The sequence below is a fragment of the Viridibacillus sp. FSL H8-0110 genome (genome assembly GCF_038003565.1).
GTDB classification, from domain to species: Bacteria; Bacillota; Bacilli; order Bacillales_A; family Planococcaceae; genus Viridibacillus; species Viridibacillus arenosi.
The window spans coordinates 2,193,640-2,209,586 of the sequence record NZ_JBBOPJ010000001.1; the positions used below are offsets into that span (position 1 = coordinate 2,193,640).

At 33.3% G+C, this 15,947-nt stretch carries 15 protein-coding genes and 1 pseudogene; 9 read left to right on the forward strand and 7 right to left on the reverse strand.

Annotated features, from left to right (window positions below; all coding sequences use genetic code 11):
* Positions 1-77: 77 nt before the first annotated feature.
* Positions 78-149, reverse strand: a pseudogene (locus tag MHH98_RS22080) (YjcZ family sporulation protein); the annotation flags it as partial.
* 1,148 nt (positions 150-1,297) lie between these two features.
* Positions 1,298-2,023 (reverse strand): MerR family transcriptional regulator, encoded by a 726-nt coding sequence (locus MHH98_RS10965; RefSeq protein WP_340712823.1) that lies wholly within the window; start codon positions 2,021-2,023, stop codon positions 1,298-1,300.
* 89 nt (positions 2,024-2,112) lie between these two features.
* On the opposite strand from MHH98_RS10965, the gene MHH98_RS10970 reads away from it, so the two are divergent.
* On the forward strand, positions 2,113-2,817 hold the full coding sequence (locus MHH98_RS10970) for a CPBP family intramembrane glutamic endopeptidase (RefSeq protein ID WP_076034862.1): 705 nt from the start codon (positions 2,113-2,115) through the stop codon (positions 2,815-2,817).
* Positions 2,818-3,172: 355 nt separating this feature from the next.
* Here MHH98_RS10970 and MHH98_RS10975 read toward each other — a convergent pair whose 3' ends face one another.
* Entirely contained in the window at positions 3,173-3,754 is a 582-nt protein-coding gene (locus MHH98_RS10975; RefSeq protein WP_340712824.1) for an excalibur calcium-binding domain-containing protein, read from the reverse strand.
* 353 nt (positions 3,755-4,107) lie between these two features.
* On the opposite strand from MHH98_RS10975, the gene MHH98_RS10980 reads away from it, so the two are divergent.
* The 3 genes from MHH98_RS10980 to MHH98_RS10990 all read left to right on the forward strand — a co-directional run bounded on the left by MHH98_RS10980 (position 4,108) and on the right by MHH98_RS10990 (position 7,437).
* The gene (locus MHH98_RS10980; protein ID WP_076065023.1) at positions 4,108-5,184 is read left to right on the forward strand and encodes an NAD(P)/FAD-dependent oxidoreductase; all 1,077 of its coding nucleotides are present in this window, start codon (positions 4,108-4,110) and stop codon (positions 5,182-5,184) included.
* A 326-nt stretch (positions 5,185-5,510) separates the two neighbouring features.
* Entirely contained in the window at positions 5,511-6,362 is an 852-nt protein-coding gene (locus tag MHH98_RS10985) for a MerR family transcriptional regulator (RefSeq protein WP_076065024.1), read from the forward strand.
* 91 nt (positions 6,363-6,453) lie between these two features.
* A complete protein-coding gene (locus MHH98_RS10990; protein WP_076065025.1) occupies positions 6,454-7,437 on the forward strand; it encodes a C45 family autoproteolytic acyltransferase/hydolase in 984 nt (327 codons plus the stop codon).
* Positions 7,438-7,991: 554 nt separating this feature from the next.
* On the opposite strand, the gene MHH98_RS10995 is transcribed toward MHH98_RS10990, so the two are convergent.
* Complete coding sequence (locus MHH98_RS10995; protein ID WP_340712826.1) at positions 7,992-8,351, reverse strand: hypothetical protein; 360 nt, start codon at positions 8,349-8,351, stop codon at positions 7,992-7,994.
* A gap of 494 nt (positions 8,352-8,845) precedes the next feature.
* On the opposite strand from MHH98_RS10995, the gene MHH98_RS11000 reads away from it, so the two are divergent.
* Positions 8,846-9,232, forward strand: coding sequence for a hypothetical protein (locus MHH98_RS11000; protein WP_038181875.1), 387 nt, complete (start codon positions 8,846-8,848; stop codon positions 9,230-9,232).
* 162 nt (positions 9,233-9,394) lie between these two features.
* On the opposite strand, the gene MHH98_RS11005 is transcribed toward MHH98_RS11000, so the two are convergent.
* Positions 9,395-9,610, reverse strand: a complete 216-nt coding sequence (locus MHH98_RS11005) for a hypothetical protein (RefSeq protein ID WP_038181871.1) — start codon at positions 9,608-9,610, stop codon at positions 9,395-9,397.
* Positions 9,611-9,930: 320 nt separating this feature from the next.
* Here MHH98_RS11005 and MHH98_RS11010 point away from each other — a divergent pair, with 320 nt between their 5' ends.
* From MHH98_RS11010 to MHH98_RS11025, 4 genes are all read left to right on the forward strand, one after another.
* On the forward strand, positions 9,931-10,413 hold the full coding sequence (locus MHH98_RS11010; protein ID WP_038181868.1) for an RrF2 family transcriptional regulator: 483 nt from the start codon (positions 9,931-9,933) through the stop codon (positions 10,411-10,413).
* 31 nt (positions 10,414-10,444) lie between these two features.
* The gene (locus MHH98_RS11015) at positions 10,445-11,389 is read left to right on the forward strand and encodes an LLM class oxidoreductase (RefSeq protein ID WP_038181865.1); all 945 of its coding nucleotides are present in this window, start codon (positions 10,445-10,447) and stop codon (positions 11,387-11,389) included.
* A 127-nt stretch (positions 11,390-11,516) separates the two neighbouring features.
* Complete coding sequence (locus MHH98_RS11020; RefSeq protein WP_038183069.1) at positions 11,517-11,744, forward strand: DUF896 domain-containing protein; 228 nt, start codon at positions 11,517-11,519, stop codon at positions 11,742-11,744.
* A 15-nt stretch (positions 11,745-11,759) separates the two neighbouring features.
* Positions 11,760-12,752 carry an LLM class flavin-dependent oxidoreductase gene (locus tag MHH98_RS11025; RefSeq protein WP_340712828.1) on the forward strand — a complete coding sequence of 331 codons (993 nt, stop codon included), beginning with the start codon at positions 11,760-11,762 and terminating at the stop codon, positions 12,750-12,752.
* A gap of 101 nt (positions 12,753-12,853) precedes the next feature.
* On the opposite strand, the gene MHH98_RS11030 is transcribed toward MHH98_RS11025, so the two are convergent.
* Both MHH98_RS11030 and MHH98_RS11035 read right to left on the reverse strand, forming a co-directional pair.
* On the reverse strand, positions 12,854-14,146 hold the full coding sequence (locus tag MHH98_RS11030; RefSeq protein ID WP_038181859.1) for a dicarboxylate/amino acid:cation symporter: 1,293 nt from the start codon (positions 14,144-14,146) through the stop codon (positions 12,854-12,856).
* Positions 14,147-14,499: 353 nt separating this feature from the next.
* Positions 14,500-15,765 carry a dicarboxylate/amino acid:cation symporter gene (locus MHH98_RS11035; RefSeq protein ID WP_038181857.1) on the reverse strand — a complete coding sequence of 422 codons (1,266 nt, stop codon included), beginning with the start codon at positions 15,763-15,765 and terminating at the stop codon, positions 14,500-14,502.
* Positions 15,766-15,947: the final 182 nt, after the last annotated feature.

The following is a 15,947-nucleotide window of genomic DNA, read 5'->3' on the forward strand; positions in this document are numbered from 1 at the left end:
AAAAAGGGATGTGTAAGGCGAAATTACCTTAACTTTACAATTACTATCATGGGTTAGCTAGTAAAAGAGGCTTTGAGTTAATGTATGAAGCTAACGCCAACAATAATTAGAAGAATGAATAGGACAACGATTAAAGCGAATGAAGAATTGTTACGTCTACCATAGTCATTATAGTTTTGATTTCCCATAATAAATTCCCTCCTTTCTATAATCTAGAATATGTTTAGTTATATAAAGGATATAAGGTATTCATCTAATCAATCATTCATTTGAAAAAAATAAATAAACGTGTTACCTAGTTTGTGAAAGATTTTGGTTGGTGTGGAGCTGCATGAAATCCATTTGAAGTAGAAATTTATGAATCTATATAAAAAAGATTACTGAACACTTTGCAGAAAAAGGTCACCGAAGACAACAAACCAGGAGATTTGAGGATAAATTAGCTTTACACTACTATTACATTGAGTGATAGCTATCTAAAGCGGTTATGGAGACTAATTGATTTTAGAAAAATCATTGACAATGTTGAAGACTTTTATCCATTATTAGATAATCTGAATAGAAGCTAAAGCGTAATTTTTCACACATAAATATTGGGTGTGTTGAATTGATTAATACATGAAAGTAGTCCGACAAATTAGAATAATGAATAGAACAACAAATAGAAGGAATGTTGAATTATCTCCATATTTATTGTCTCCACAGTTACTGTTAAAATTGCACATATTTCCGGAGTATCCCATAAAAATATCCTCTTTCTTCATTATTCTATTCATCAAAGGATAGGAGGGGCAGGACAATAGGGAACTAATAAATAAGGTAATCCATTACTTATGACTAGTATCCAAGAATTTGTAAAGAACTTAAACGATTATCTTAAGTTTTCATTATTTGATAATAATGAATAACACAACATATATCTGTTCGTAAATCCATATACATACATTGATAGATAAAATTCTTCTTGGTATAAAATAAAAACGCTAAAATTTTGCGAGTGATAAAATGTGAAAAAACTTACATTTAAAATTATAAATTTTTTAATACAAAAACCTCGACTGCTATCAGTCGAGGTTTTTTGTTGCTTCAAGGAAAGAATTCTATATAGACGAAACATTATGTAAAAAACTATCTAGTTTGAATTGTTGGAGTGAATGAGGAGTAAATAATATGAATAATAAAAAGTATAATGACCTTAAATTAGGCGACTTATTCAACTAAAGGGCCAGGTTAGTTGAATAAGCCATTTGTATTTATTATATTATGCTAATTACCCCGACCATTCATATACTTATTCCTAACATGTAACATTAGCAATACAACGCTCTACATACACCAGTACTTCTTTCGAAATCGGGTATAGGCCCGTTTCCTCAGAGGGCAGTTTTCTGACTTCCCAGAACTTATCCATCAATGTCGTATCTCCTTGAAAAGTATCGTTTGATATTTCTATTAACTCGCAAGCTATTTGGTGACCTGCCTCTGATTCAGGTTTAATATTGTGTTTTATACACCACTCAATTCGTCGTAGCAAAGAAATATACTGATGTGTTGTCGAATCATTGTTGCCGAGATTTGGAATTGTCTCTTGCAAGATTACCTTTTCATCAACTTCAAAATAGTCAATCCATTTTTTAGAGCTATTTTGTGAAATTTGAATAAGTTGAGAGACACGTTCCCAAGACAAAGATTCTTCCAAGTCGATCATATTAATTAAAGATTTTGTATTAGAAATGCTTGTTTGAAGTTTGGAAAGTTCATCTTGTAGATAATTGTGATGCGAAATTAGAATTTGTTTATAGGATAGTCTATCTAATAAATCGCGAATATTTTCGAGTGGAAGTGAAAGTGATTTTAGAATGATGATTTTTTCTAATTTAAACATATCCTCTTCTGAATAATATCGTCGTCCATTATCATCTTTAAAACTTGGTGTGAGGAGATTAATCTGATCGTAATAACGAAGTGTGCGAACGGAGACATTTCGCTGCTTTGATACCTGTCCAGTAGTCCATCGTTTCATTTTATTCCCTCCTAAAAATAAAGCTTGCAGGTGACGTAACGTCATCTAATATAGTTGGATTATACCATATAAAGGAAGAGTGATGGCGGATGAAAACAAATGAAATGAACTGGAAGGAAGAAGACCGTTGGGGTTTGAAAGAATTTATATTTTTAATGTTACTTGAATTTGTATTTGTAATTGGGTGTATTAAATTCGTTGTTCACCCAATTTATTCTCACTGGCTTGATAATGTTCTATATGCTGGAACATTAATGGGATTGACAATAGCAATTATTCTAATTTTAGGTGTTTATTTTATTGCTCTCCGTCCGAAAAAACTTTCTTGGAGTGAAGTAGGGATAAAAAGATTCGCTGTTAAGGATTGGAAAATCATTGTTATATTTTCTGTTATCTTAATGGTTGGTGCCGTGATAATTGTAGTGCTTACTAGTTTTATAGGGAATTCGTGGGAGAACAGCAAAACCGAGGCAATACAGCAAAATGTAACTTTCGTTACGGTTCTAATTGCCTTTATTTCTGCGGCGGTTATCTCACCAATATACGAAGAAATTTTTTATCGCGGTTTTTTATATCGTTGGTTACGTACACGTATAGGATTTATTGGAGCAATTTTACTTAGCTCAACAATCTTTACAATTGTTCATATTCCAACATATAATGTAATGCCAGTAAATTTCTTTAGTGGTATCATTTTTGCTTTAGCGTATGAACGAACTAATTCGATCTGGCCATCAGTTATTATTCACGGTTTTACTAATGGGATTATGGTTTTGTTGACAAGTTTGGGATAAAGATGTTGTTATGAGTAGCCGGAACATACCATGCTAACTACCAGATACAAGAGCTGAAAAAGACTGCTAATAAGCAGTCTTTTTTATTATGCAGCCTGTCGGGTAGCATTCCTGTAATGAATAAAATGAATTATGTAAAATCAACAAAGTTTGTGAAATAATGTACTTAAACTAACGGTGCTTTACTTCAATAAGTAAACAATAAAATATGAACAATATTGTTTAATAAAGTCTAGTAATAGATACTCTTGTTACTAGTGTTGACTATGATTATATTCGATAGGTGTACAGTCAAAAAAGAAAAGAAGGTATTACTATTAAACGTAATGACCTTCGATTTTGTTTGTTTATTTTTTTAGTTGCAAGCAATTCCGTCTTTATTTCGATCCAACCGATGGTCTCCAAAGCCAGCTGCCTTTGACTCGTTCATAAATTTAGTTGCTTCAGAAGCGTTGCTAAAATCTGAACAATCCTTATCTATTTTAAAATTGTAAATTGTAGTAGAAGATGTTTTGGCTTTTTCATCCTTTTTAGATTCTTCTTTTTCTACTTTTCTTTTATCATATTCTTTCTTTGCCTCTTCTTGAGATTTCTTCATATCTTCTTCCATCTCTTTTACATAATTTGCGGCTTCAATTTTTCTTTGTTTTTCTTCTAATTCACTCTTCTCTAGTTCAGCTATATGTTTTTCGTAAACACAGGGGCCAATAGACCAAATTAATATTAATAATAAAATAATTAGTAAAATAACTCCTTTGGTATATGTTTTTTTTCTTTTCTTTTTATAGTAGCACCATATTGTTGTGAGAATGACTGCAAGGAATAATAAGAGGTTCCAAGTTGAACCTACAATACATTCTAAAACAAGCATAAACAAATATAGACACACAAGTATAAGCAACAATATTATTACTTTTATAGTATCCTTGTCCTTCATTTTGTTCCTCCGTTTATTTCTAGTTAATTAACACTAATCAATTTTAGTTATAAAAGCTCGATAAGTAAATGAAAATTTGGTTTGAGAAAAAGGAAGAGAATGAAAAAATTAAATATTATATATTTTATGAATATATAGTAATATTTGAAACTCTCTTTATATCTAAACGTATATATTAGAAAGGATGTTGAAATACGGATTATAAACATGTGAAAAAAAAGAGGTGTCTTTCTTTATGTACAAACAGATATTCCAAAAAATACATATCTAAAATCGCAAACGGCTAGTTATACCAAAGGTTTTTTACGGGTCAAATCATTGATATATCAACATTTATAGAGGGAGGAATAGTTATGACTAAAAAGCAAAAGATTACAATTGTTGGTGCAGGGATTGTTGGTGCGTCTATAGCTTATAATCTATCAAAGGAAAATCAGAATGTCACTTTAGTTGAGTGTCACTCAAAAGCAGGATATGGGGTAACAGAGAAATCTTTTGCTTGGATTAATCCATCAGGTCGTGTTCCAAATAACTTTCAACATTTGTATGACGAGTCACTTGCAGAATATCATGTATTGGAAAAAGAGATACCAGAATTGAAGGTAGATTGGAACGGTGCACTTACATGGGGAAATCTCACAAGCATCAATAAATCTCATGTGAAAAAAATAACTCGTCAGCAAATATCGGAGTTAGAACCTCATTTGAAAGAATATCCTGAGGAAGCTCTTTATGCTTATAAAGAAGGCGCGGTAGACCCTAATGTCCTAACGAATCTTTTGGTAAAGATAGCGGAAGAAAACGGGGTAAATATATTATTCGATACAAAAGTGACACAAATAAAAAAAGAGGGTACCAAAGTTGTTGGCATACATACTTCAAAAGGTTATATAGAATCAGATGTAATTGTATTAGCAACTGGTACAGCGTTACCTGAGCTGTGTAAACCTCTTGGTCTTGATATTCCTATTGAGTCTTCACCATCAATTATTATTCGTATGAAATCTCCAAAAAAGCTCATTCACACCTTAATTTCTAATTCAAGATTTGAGGCAAGACAACTATCCGATTATACACTTATTGCCGCTGAAGATTATTTGGATGAGTATGGAGAAAACGGACCAGAGGCGATTGGAAAAAGAGCATTTGAAACCCTTCGCTCCGATTTGGAAGAAGGGGAACATTTAGAGTTAGAAAGTATCAAAGTAGGAATGAGGCCTATGCCTAAAGACGGTTACCCCATTGTCGGTTTTCATGATCAGATAAAGGGACTTTATTTAGCAGTTATGCATTCTGCAATCACATTATCTCCTGTTATTAGTCGATTGGTTGCGAAGGAAATTGTGGATAATGTGCAGTTGGAAGAATTAGAAAGCTGTAGAATATCTAGGTTTTATCCACTAAATGATAAATCACTAATAGATAAATAAATCTTATTGATATTTTCCAAACTTTAGCAGAAGATAAAGTTGTTTTAGAAATGGACATTTTTAAAAGTCAAATGACTAAATGGTTGGCCACTTTACCTAGTTATTTCAAGCAATGCCTCGACATTTCGGGGTGCGAAAGTTGAGTAAATACTAAAAGTTCTTATTGAACAAACGAGTGCTTTAGTGGAATAAGGAGATTTAAACATCTAGCTGCATTCTCATTCTGTTTAACAAAGGCTTCGTTTTATCGCAGACTAAAGAAAATTGAGTAGGATGTTTAGAACTAATTTATAATAAATATTTTGTAATTGTAAAGGGAGAATATAATGTACTCTATAGGTAAATTTTCTGAAATATGTAATATTCCCGTTAAAACATTACGCTACTATAGCGAGATTGGATTACTAAAACCTTCTTACATAGATTCTGTAACAAACTATCGATATTATGACTATGACAAAATTCAAAACATGAAAAAAATTATGCTTCTAAAAAGCTGTCAATTCTCCTTAGCTACGATTAAGGAATTTATTGAAAGCTCTGATCAGATACAATGGAAAAGAATATTAGAACATAAAATTGATGAACTTGTGGATCAAAAAAAACAAATGTCCAAACAAATAGAAGAGATGAATAGGTTAAAAATACAAATCGAAAAAGAGGCTTCTATAATTCCAGGACCTTTTTTATCCGACTGTTCTATTGAAAATCGAAAGGAAATACTAGTTTATACGATTCGTGAGAAAATAAAGGTTAAATTTATTGATAGGTTGGTTAAAAATTTATTTGATCGAGTTTACGCTTTTAATCTCGTGATTACAGGTAAACTAATGGCTATCTTTCACGAACGAGATTTGAATCAAAAAGAGGCAGATGTAGAACTACTTCTTCCAATAAAAGCTACGAACAAAATAGACGGTTGTAGAATTTTAGCTAGTGGGAAATATGCATGTCTGACTGTTAAAGGTCCTTATTCAGAGCTGGAAGTAGGATATGAAATGTTGAAAAATTGGATAATGGAACAGAATCTAACCCATGTAGGGAAAGAGATAGAGATTTATGAAAAAGGACTTGTTCCTTCCGATTTTAACATAAAAGAGATACGACCGGATTTAAACAGACATCCCTCAGAGTTTATCACCAAAATATGTATACAGGTTATCAAGAACGATAGTTAAGTAACAGTTTTATATAGAAATAGGGTAAACTCTCCACCTACTGGAGGGTTTATTCTTTATATATACAAAGAAATAACGGAGGGAAATTACTATGTATCATCCGAGATTAAAAGGTAATGCTTACGAGGCAAGTAAGCATTATGCAGAAATCCTTTATAAAAATGGATTTCGATTCCCGATAGTAACAGAAGAAAAGTTGAAATTCGGTGAGCAATGCAAACCTATTCTTACTGAATTTGACCCTAGTATTGTGAAGGAAATACAAGGATTTGCAGAAGGTTGTCATTCTTCTTTCGAAGAAGTAAGTTCTTTTCTTTTAAGTATAGGAGTATTTGAATTGGCCGGTCAATGTAGTATTTTCTCAGCTTTTAACGGAAGCGAAATGGTTATTGGCCGTAATTATGATATGCTCTTTAATCTGAAGAATTTTACAGAGTCCTCACTAATTTGTTTTGGAGGCAAAAATAAATATGTAGGTCATTCAGATTGTTTTATTGGAAAAGTTGATGGTATAAATCAACATGGTTTATTTGTAGGAATTACATCAGTTCCTCATGTGGGAATTAAGCCAGGATTGAATTTTTATTTTGCTGTTAAATATATTTTAGAAAATTGTTGTACTGTGGGAGAAGGAATAGAAGTGTTGAAAAGATTTCCAAGTTCGGTAGCTAATAACTACTTGTTAGCAGATCCATTAGGGAGTATGGCTGTTGTAGAAGTTACCCCTAATGACTATCAAGTACGCCTTCCTACCAATAACTATATTCATTGTACCAATCACCATGAAAGTACATCATTATCTGAAAGCTGTAATTGGAGCAAATCAAAAGAACGTTTTGAAACATTAGATATACGTCTTAAAGAAAACGTCAATAAAATGACTCTTTCCATTGCACAATCAATTATGTCAGAAACCAAGGGACATGTTTGTTTAAATTTAAAAGAATATAATTTTGGTACGCTCTTCTCTGTTGTAGCAAACTTAAATACATTAGATATACTTAGAGCCGAAGGTCAACCAAACAAAGCAAAATATAAATCAGATATACGATTGACAGATGCTGTTTTAAAATAAACCCTTCATGTCTTATAAAAACACTAATCAAAAATTCGAACTTGAAAGAGACAAATATGAATTCAATTAAAGCTTCTTTTTCTTATCTTGAATAGATGAAACAAAATTACAGAACAGAAACCATTCTTTATGAATGTTTGTAAAACATTACACTTAAACTAACGAGTGCTTTAGTAGAAGATCTTGGAGCTGTTCAGACAGCTCTTTTTTTATTCATCTAAAGGGGCAGGTTAGTTGAATAAAAAAACTAAGTTAATTGGAGTTCGCTTACAGATTGGTCTAAAACTGGATTTTAGCGTATATAAATTCAAGTGGTGATTGAAAATGATTTCATTTATTCTTTTATATTTAATAGGAATACCTGTTTCAGTACTACTGTACTCATTTTCAGCAGCAGTTCCAATCGTCATGCGACATAATCTAATTGTTTATTGCCATTAATATATTCTGGGCGATTTATGATGTCTGTCAATTTGCGTTCTTGAAATGCATTTACACAAATTAGAAAAAAGAGTTATCCGATGATCATCGAACAACTCTTTTTTTTAATATTTTCAGTTTTTAATTGGATTTTTTATGAGAAATGTCAAACAAATTATACTTACATTTACTATAAGAGCAAATATAGTATTAAAATCATTTAAGGGCATTAACATAATGAAGAGTGAAAATATTGCAGAAACAAGCGGAATAAATTCCTGTAAAGTAGTAATCTCTCCATTTTTGTGAAGCTGATAAGATTTAAAAAAGAGGATTAACAAAACAATAGATGTCAGTAATAGTCCTGCATATCCCCAACCATCTTCAATAAACCAAGGTAAAAAGCGCATCCGTGATGTAAAAATAAATAAATTTAGTATTAACATACTCACTATTAAACTATTTATAAAGGTAACGGTTCTATTTCTCTTCATTTGAATCACTCTCCAAAACTTGATTTCGCATTTTTCATTTACTAATTGAATAATTTCCTTTATCAAAAATACCTCGCTTTATTTAGTGTAATTTTACACGATAAGAGAGTTTTTTGTCAATGATAATATATTATTTTGTGGTTTTAGCTAAGCTTACATTCAATTTATTAATAATAACTATAAATTCAATAATTTATATCACGAAGTGTTGTAAACCGTTGATACATGAATGTTTATAGTGAAAGTTTAGTAAAAGAAGAGTTAAATATAGTATTAGCAAGAGCAATGAAGAGGTGAAGAAGAGGAATCTGTTTCAAAGAAAGGCTTACATAACATGTTATAAAATAATTGTAGATGCTTACTAAGTAGATATAGGTGTAGGGTATGAAGAATTTTATATTACTTTAAGTTGAAATAGATTACTAATTATATATGATATTCATATTTAGACTATTTAAACAAAGTACGTACATTATAAATCAAGGAGAATCAAAGTGAAGAACTATATTATTGTATCTATTGGCTTATTATTGATTTGTGGTTGCTCTCAAACAAGTTCAAAAGAAAGTAAAGGTTTTATGGAAATAATTGGTGATATATCGGTATCTAAAATTGAAGTTATTGATGGACGAACTGGGGAAAGACATAGTACTACTGAAGATGAAAATATAGAACAGTTTTATCAGCTTCTAAGTGAAAGAGAATATAAAGAAATGAAAAATCATGAAAAAGTAAAGGGATATATATATTGCGCTGTTCTATATTCAGGAAAAAAAGATTTTAATGTAACCTTTTTAGATGATGAAATTGACATCAATGGTACTTATTATTCACTAAATAACCCAATATTAGAAGAAGATATATTCAAACTTTTAGAGTAAGGTAGACAGTTTAACGGCTGGAGGTTGATATGAGTCAATCCTGAAGTGTTTTAAAGGGTTATTCTTAGAAATTTATTATGAAAAACACATTCATAGTTAGAAAGTTTTATGTCATTTTGAACAGACTTTATTCGAAAGCTCCAATAACTTAACTTAAAAAAATTAAAATGGAACAACTAAAAAAGCATCTCCATCGGAATAATGATCTCCCTGGAAATGCTTTTTGTGTTTATGGAATTGCACTTGTAATTTGTCTTTTTTCGTTTTAGTAGTTCTTGTATGTGTGCTAAAAGCAACTTCTCCACGCTGTGTTGTTACATCCTTGCCTAAATTGCGTAATACATGCTGTCTATGACGTTTTGCTTTTGAGATAGCCAAATGATATCACTCCTTCTTTGAATTGCCTTTAGCATACATGAAGAGAGGGATAGAAGCAATACATAAAGCACCTAACAACGCATTTTAATTGAAAAGAAATCGATGAACTATCTCTTATCAGAAAATAGGATATAGTGTATGGAGTTATGAAAGATGAATTAAATTCCTAAAGGTTAGAGCCAATTAGTTTACTTTATTAAAGACTTCAATTATTATTATCTAATTGCGACAAACATTATCCAAGTTAGATTGTATTGATAATTTCCTAAGTAAATAAATCTATTCATGTATATTGAAAAATAGAAAAAAGAGGTGATATTATGCAAATGAAAAAAGGAGTGGAACAGTCTATATCGGCTATTCTTATACTCAATCTACTGCCCGATAAAGCAGTGCTACCAGGAGAAGCCATTAGTGAACAGTTAGGAACTTCCGTGACTTATTTTCGGAAATTACTAAGAAAACTAGTTTGCGCTGATTTAATCATGTCCGTTCCTGGTGTAAAGGGTGGCTTTCGTTTAAATAAAAGGCCAGAAGACATTCGAATCTACGATATATACCTTGCGATCGAGGGTCAGCAATCGCATTTTGCACCAAGTGATGTACTTGATGATGTATTGAATTTAAAGAAGAATGATAGTTGTCGTTTGATTACTGAAATCATGGATGAAGCTGAAACTGCATGGCAGTCAGTTTTGAAGAACAAAACCATTGCGAAGTTATCAGAAGAATTACAACAAGAACGTTTTGCAAAAGAAGTTGAGATGTTACAACAATGGGTAAAAGAAAAGATGGTTTTATAAGACCTAGACACCCTTTTTGGAGGAATTAAGTATGAATCATTTTCAGTCACATCAAGGATTTTCGCATTCTTTTAAGGAAAACCGATTAACACTCGGTTTAGCATTTCCTTTAGAGGCATATACAGGAAGCACTCCTCAAATGGATATCGATGATCAAATAAAGCTAGCCAAACTAGCAGAAGATTATGGATTTGCCGCACTATTTGTGAGAGACGCCCCGATTTATGATCCAAACTTTGGTGACGTCGGCTTCCTATATGATCCTCTAATGTTCTTAACATATGTCGCAGCGAATACAAAAACTATTGCACTTGGAACGGCAAGTATTGTGACACCTTTGCGAAATCCACTGCATTTAGCAAAATCAACTGCAACATTAGATCAATTGTCAAATCAACGTTTCTTGTTTGGGACGGCGACAGGTGATCGCCCAATTGAGTTTCCAGCCTTTAAAATAGAGTCAGAGAATCGATCAGCCCTTTATCAAGAGAGTATTTCCGTTATGAAGACCGTATGGAACGAGACATTTCCACAAATTCAAACTGACCACGTTGCATTGACACATGGAGATGTAGTACCAAAGCCTGCTTTACAGGATATTCCTGTATTTGGGACAGGTTATTCAGGACAGACGTTAGAATGGCTAGCAAAAAATACAGATGGCTGGCTCTTCTATGCACAAGATGTAACAAGTCAGCGCACGCTAATTCAAAAATGGCGGCTTGCTAATGACACGTTTAAGCCATTTATCCAGCCAATCACGATTGATTTGTCTGCTAATCCCAATGAAGCACCAAAACCAATTGCAGGTGGCTTCCGAGCAGGGCGGAATTTTATCATAGATTACCTTTCTGCATACGAGGCAGCAGGTGTTAATCACATTATGTTTGGAATGAAATATAGTCAGCGTCCTGCTGAGGAAGTCATTCAGGAGCTAGGGGAATTTGTTGTTCCAAAGTTCCCGGCTATTAAGTAGAATCTCAGTTTCAATGGCTTATATTGTTTCAATGAAATTCTAACGTTTTATCGAAATTAGAGCACTATGTATTTAATTAAAAATATAGTCAGTCGGATTTTAAAAAAAGAGAAAAGAGATGAAAAAAATGATACCAAGTTTAAAGCGTATTAATGAATTGGCTAAAAAGCAACGTGAGAGTGAATTGACAGCTACTGAAAAGGTAGAGCAACAAGTATTAAGAGAAGATTACTTACGTGAAATTCGTGGACAAGTACTTGAAACTTTCTCAGGTTTGAAGGTAATGGATCCACTAGGAAACGATGTAACTCCTCAAAAATTACGTTCTGAAAGAAAAATTGAATCCAACGAATAAAAGGGAGTTCTCACTATGAAATTAAGCGTATTAGACCAAGCACCTGTTACTGGGGGAAATGAAGAGAGAGACGCCGTTACAAAGGCGGTAGAACTGGCAGTCCTTGCAGATGAACTAGGATATCATCGTATGTGGATGGCTGAGCATCATAGCTCAAGGACTTTTGTCAGTGCAGCACCTGAAATTATCGTTAGCCATATTGCTTCGCGAACTAAGAATCTTAGAGTCGGTACAGGTGGGACTATGATGATGCATTACTCACCGCTAAAAATGGCTGAAGTATTTAAAACACTTAGTGCACTAACACCTGGACGTATTGATTTTGGGGCAGGGCGCGCACCGGGAGGCGATCAACTTTCGATATTAGCCTTATCTGAAGGGCGTCAGCCGATGTATCACAATATGTACGAGGAATTTGAAACGACCCTTCAATTAATTAATGATGAAGTACCTACAGAAGATTTGTATAAGCAAACAATTGCAGCACCATCAAGTATCGTATTACCCGAGGCATGGCTTTTAGGCTCTAGTGGTAATAGCGCCTTAAAAGCTGGCTCTTTAGGTGTAGGTTATTCCTTTGCACAATTTTTTAACGGCAAAATGTCGAAAGAAATTTTCGACACTTATAGAAAAAGTTTTAAACCATCTGTCTATATGGAAAAATCCGAAATAAATGTTTGTTATATGGTGACAACTGCTGAAACTCGTGAAGAAGCTGAATTTGAAGCTGGTCCCTATGATCTGTTTAGTTTATTCTTTATGCGTGGTCAGATTATACCAATGATGACGCCAGAAGAAGCACAAAATTATCAGTTGACTGAAATGGAGAAAATGCAAATTCAAGATAATCGAAGACGTCATCAGGTCGGTTCTGTAAAAGAAATCGCAACCTTTTTGGAAGAAGAACAAGCTAAGTATGGTTTTGATGAAGCGATGATCTGTAGTATTCCAAATTCGCAAGAGAAGCGTTTAGAAGTATATAGCTTATTGGCGCGTGAACTTTTATAAATAAAATGTGAATCAAATTTAAAGTTTACAGTACACTTAGCAGAAGTATTGTAAATTAAAAATGTACATTACTAAGAGTTATAGTAATGTACATTTTTTGTTTATTGAGTATTCAATTTTGATAGTACAGGAACATTTTGTACGGATGTCTCTGTACTTACTTTATTTTGAGCGCCAGTTGGATCGAATTCATTTTCTGATTTTGCTACGATAACAGTTGCAACACCGTTACCGATTAAGTTTGTTACAGCACGAGCTTCAGACATGAAGCGGTCAACTCCGATTAATAATGCAATACCTTCTACTGGAATCATCGGGAAGGCAGCTAAAGTTGCAGCTAGAGTGATAAAGCCTGAGCCTGTTACACCTGCAGCTCCTTTAGACGTTAACATTAATACCCCTAGTAACATCACTTGTTGCCAGATTGATAGAGGAACGTCATAAGCTTGTGCGATAAACATAGCAGCCATTGATAAGTAAATGGACGTACCATCAAGGTTAAAGGAATAGCCAGTTGGTACAACTAATCCAACTACTTGCTTCGAACATCCGTAGTTTTCAAGTTTCTTCATCATTGACGGTAGTGCTGATTCAGAAGATGAAGTACCTATTACTAGGAAAATTTCATCTTTAATATAGGCGATAAATTTGAAAATATTAAAACCAAAGTATTTTGCAATCGCACCTAAGATGAGAACGATGAATAAGAACATTGTAATATAAACAGATACCATAAGCAGACCTAAATTAAATAGTGATTTAACACCGAAGTTTCCAATAGTATAAGCCATTGCACCGAATGCACCGATAGGAGAGAGCTTCATCACCATACCGATAATTTTAAAGAAAATTTCTGATGTTTGTTCAAATAATTTAATAACTGGTTTTGAAGCCTCTCCAAGTGAAGCAGAAGCGACACCAAACAAAATAGCACAGAATAGAACTGGTAGTAATTGTCCAGCTGCTAGAGAGCCGAAGAAGTTATCCGGAATGATACTCATGATAAAACCAATTAAGCCTTCACTTTCAGCAGCTGCAGTTGTATATGCTGATACATCGCTGCCATTTGCTGCAGAAGTATCTAAACCTTTACCAGGTTGTACAAGGTGAACGACTAGCAATCCAATAGCTAATGCGATCGTTGATACTACCTCGAAGTAAAGTAGTGCTTTCCCTCCGATTTTACCAACCTTTTTCAAATCACCCATATTCCCTATGCCGATGACAACCGTAAGGAAGATAATTGGTGCAATTAACATTTTAATCATTTTGATGAAAATATCTGCTAAAACTTTTAACTTAGCGCCAAATTCGGGGAACACTGCTCCTACGACAACACCAAGTAGAATGGCGATAATTACTTGTACAGTTAGGTTTTTAAAATTGATTTTCAAATGTGTACCTTCTTTCTATAATGTGTTTTGATATCGCTTTCATTGCTATTATCATAAATGTAAAGAAAACGTTTTCATATATTTTGGTGATAATGTTCTTTTCGGTCGTTTTGGTCTTTTTATTTTTCGACTATTAAAAAATCTTCCAAATGTATATATGGCAAGGGTTTACAGGTTATATTTTAATCGAAGGCTATTATTTTATTTTTATAGTACAGATAATAAAAATCTTTATGTACTAGTACAGTGAATTATTTCTCCGTACAAAAAAGCCACCTGAGATAAACCCAAGTGGCTATATACGAAAGTCTTGTCTAGCAGATCGAGTGCTATATAGGACATTTGTATACTAGTTAATGTGCAGTATTTTCAGAATCCAATTCCTTTTTATAACCGTTTGTTGGATCGAATTCATTTTCCATTTTCGCAACAACTACTGTTGCAACAGAGTTACCGATAATATTCGTAATCGCACGTGCTTCACTCATAAATCTGTCTACGCCGATTAAAAGGGCAATCCCTTCGACAGGAATCATAGGAAAGGCAGCTAAGGTTGCGGCTAAAGTTATGAATCCAGACCCTGTAACACCAGCGGCCCCTTTAGATGTCAGCATTAATATACCAAGCAAAGTGATTTGTTGCCAGAAAGATAGTGGCACGTCATACGCTTGAGCGATGAACATCGCAGCCATTGATAAGTATATAGACGTACCATCAAGGTTAAAAGAATAGCCAGTCGGTACAACTAAACCGACTACTTGCTTAGAACAACCGAAGTTCTCTAACTTACGCATAATAAGCGGTAAGGCTGATTCAGATGAAGAAGTTCCAAGTACAATAAACAGTTCATCTTTAATATAATTTATAAATTTGAAAATATTAAAGCCGTAATATTTTGCTATGGAGCCTAATACGATAATGACGAACAAGAACATCGTAATATAGACTGATAACATCAGTTTACCTAATGACCACAATGATTCAAGACCAAAGTTACCGATTGTATAAGCCATGGCACCAAATGCGCCAATTGGGGACAATTTCATAATCATACTAATAATTTTAAAGAAGATATCTGCTACTTGTTCGAATAATTTAACAATCGGTTTTGCAGGGGCACCGATTGAAGCTGTAGCAACACCAAACAACACAGCACAGAATAATACAGGAAGTAATTCTCCAGCTGCAAGAGAACCAAAGAAATTCTCCGGAATTATACCCATGATAAAACTTGTAATGCCATGTTCAGATTCAGCAGCTTGTTTTGTAAATTGTGCTACATCACCTGCAGTTGCAGAAGAAGTATCTAAACCTTTCCCTGGTTGGATAATATGTACTACGATTAATCCTATTGCTAGAGCAATAGAAGATACGATTTCAAAATAGATTAAAGCTTTTCCACCAATTGAACCAACCTTTTTCAGGTTTCCCATACCTCCAATGCCAATTACGACTGTAAGGAAGATAATTGGAGCAATTAACATTTTGATTAGCTTAATGAAAATATCAGCAAGCACTTTTAATTGTGACCCGAAAGTAGGGAACAATGCGCCTACTATAATACCAAGAATGATTGCACAGATGACTTGAACTGTTAAGTTTTTAAAGTTAATTTTCATATGACTGGCCTTCTTTGTAATTTTATTTGGTATCGCTTACAACGATTCCATCATAACGCTGTTGTAAATGTTTTTAATGTTATGGTTTTAAAACTCTTTTTGATCATATTGGTCTCGAATTGTGTTAAAATTTAGATTCGCTCCAAAATGCAGTCATATCAAGGGATAAGAAAAAGCCTTGG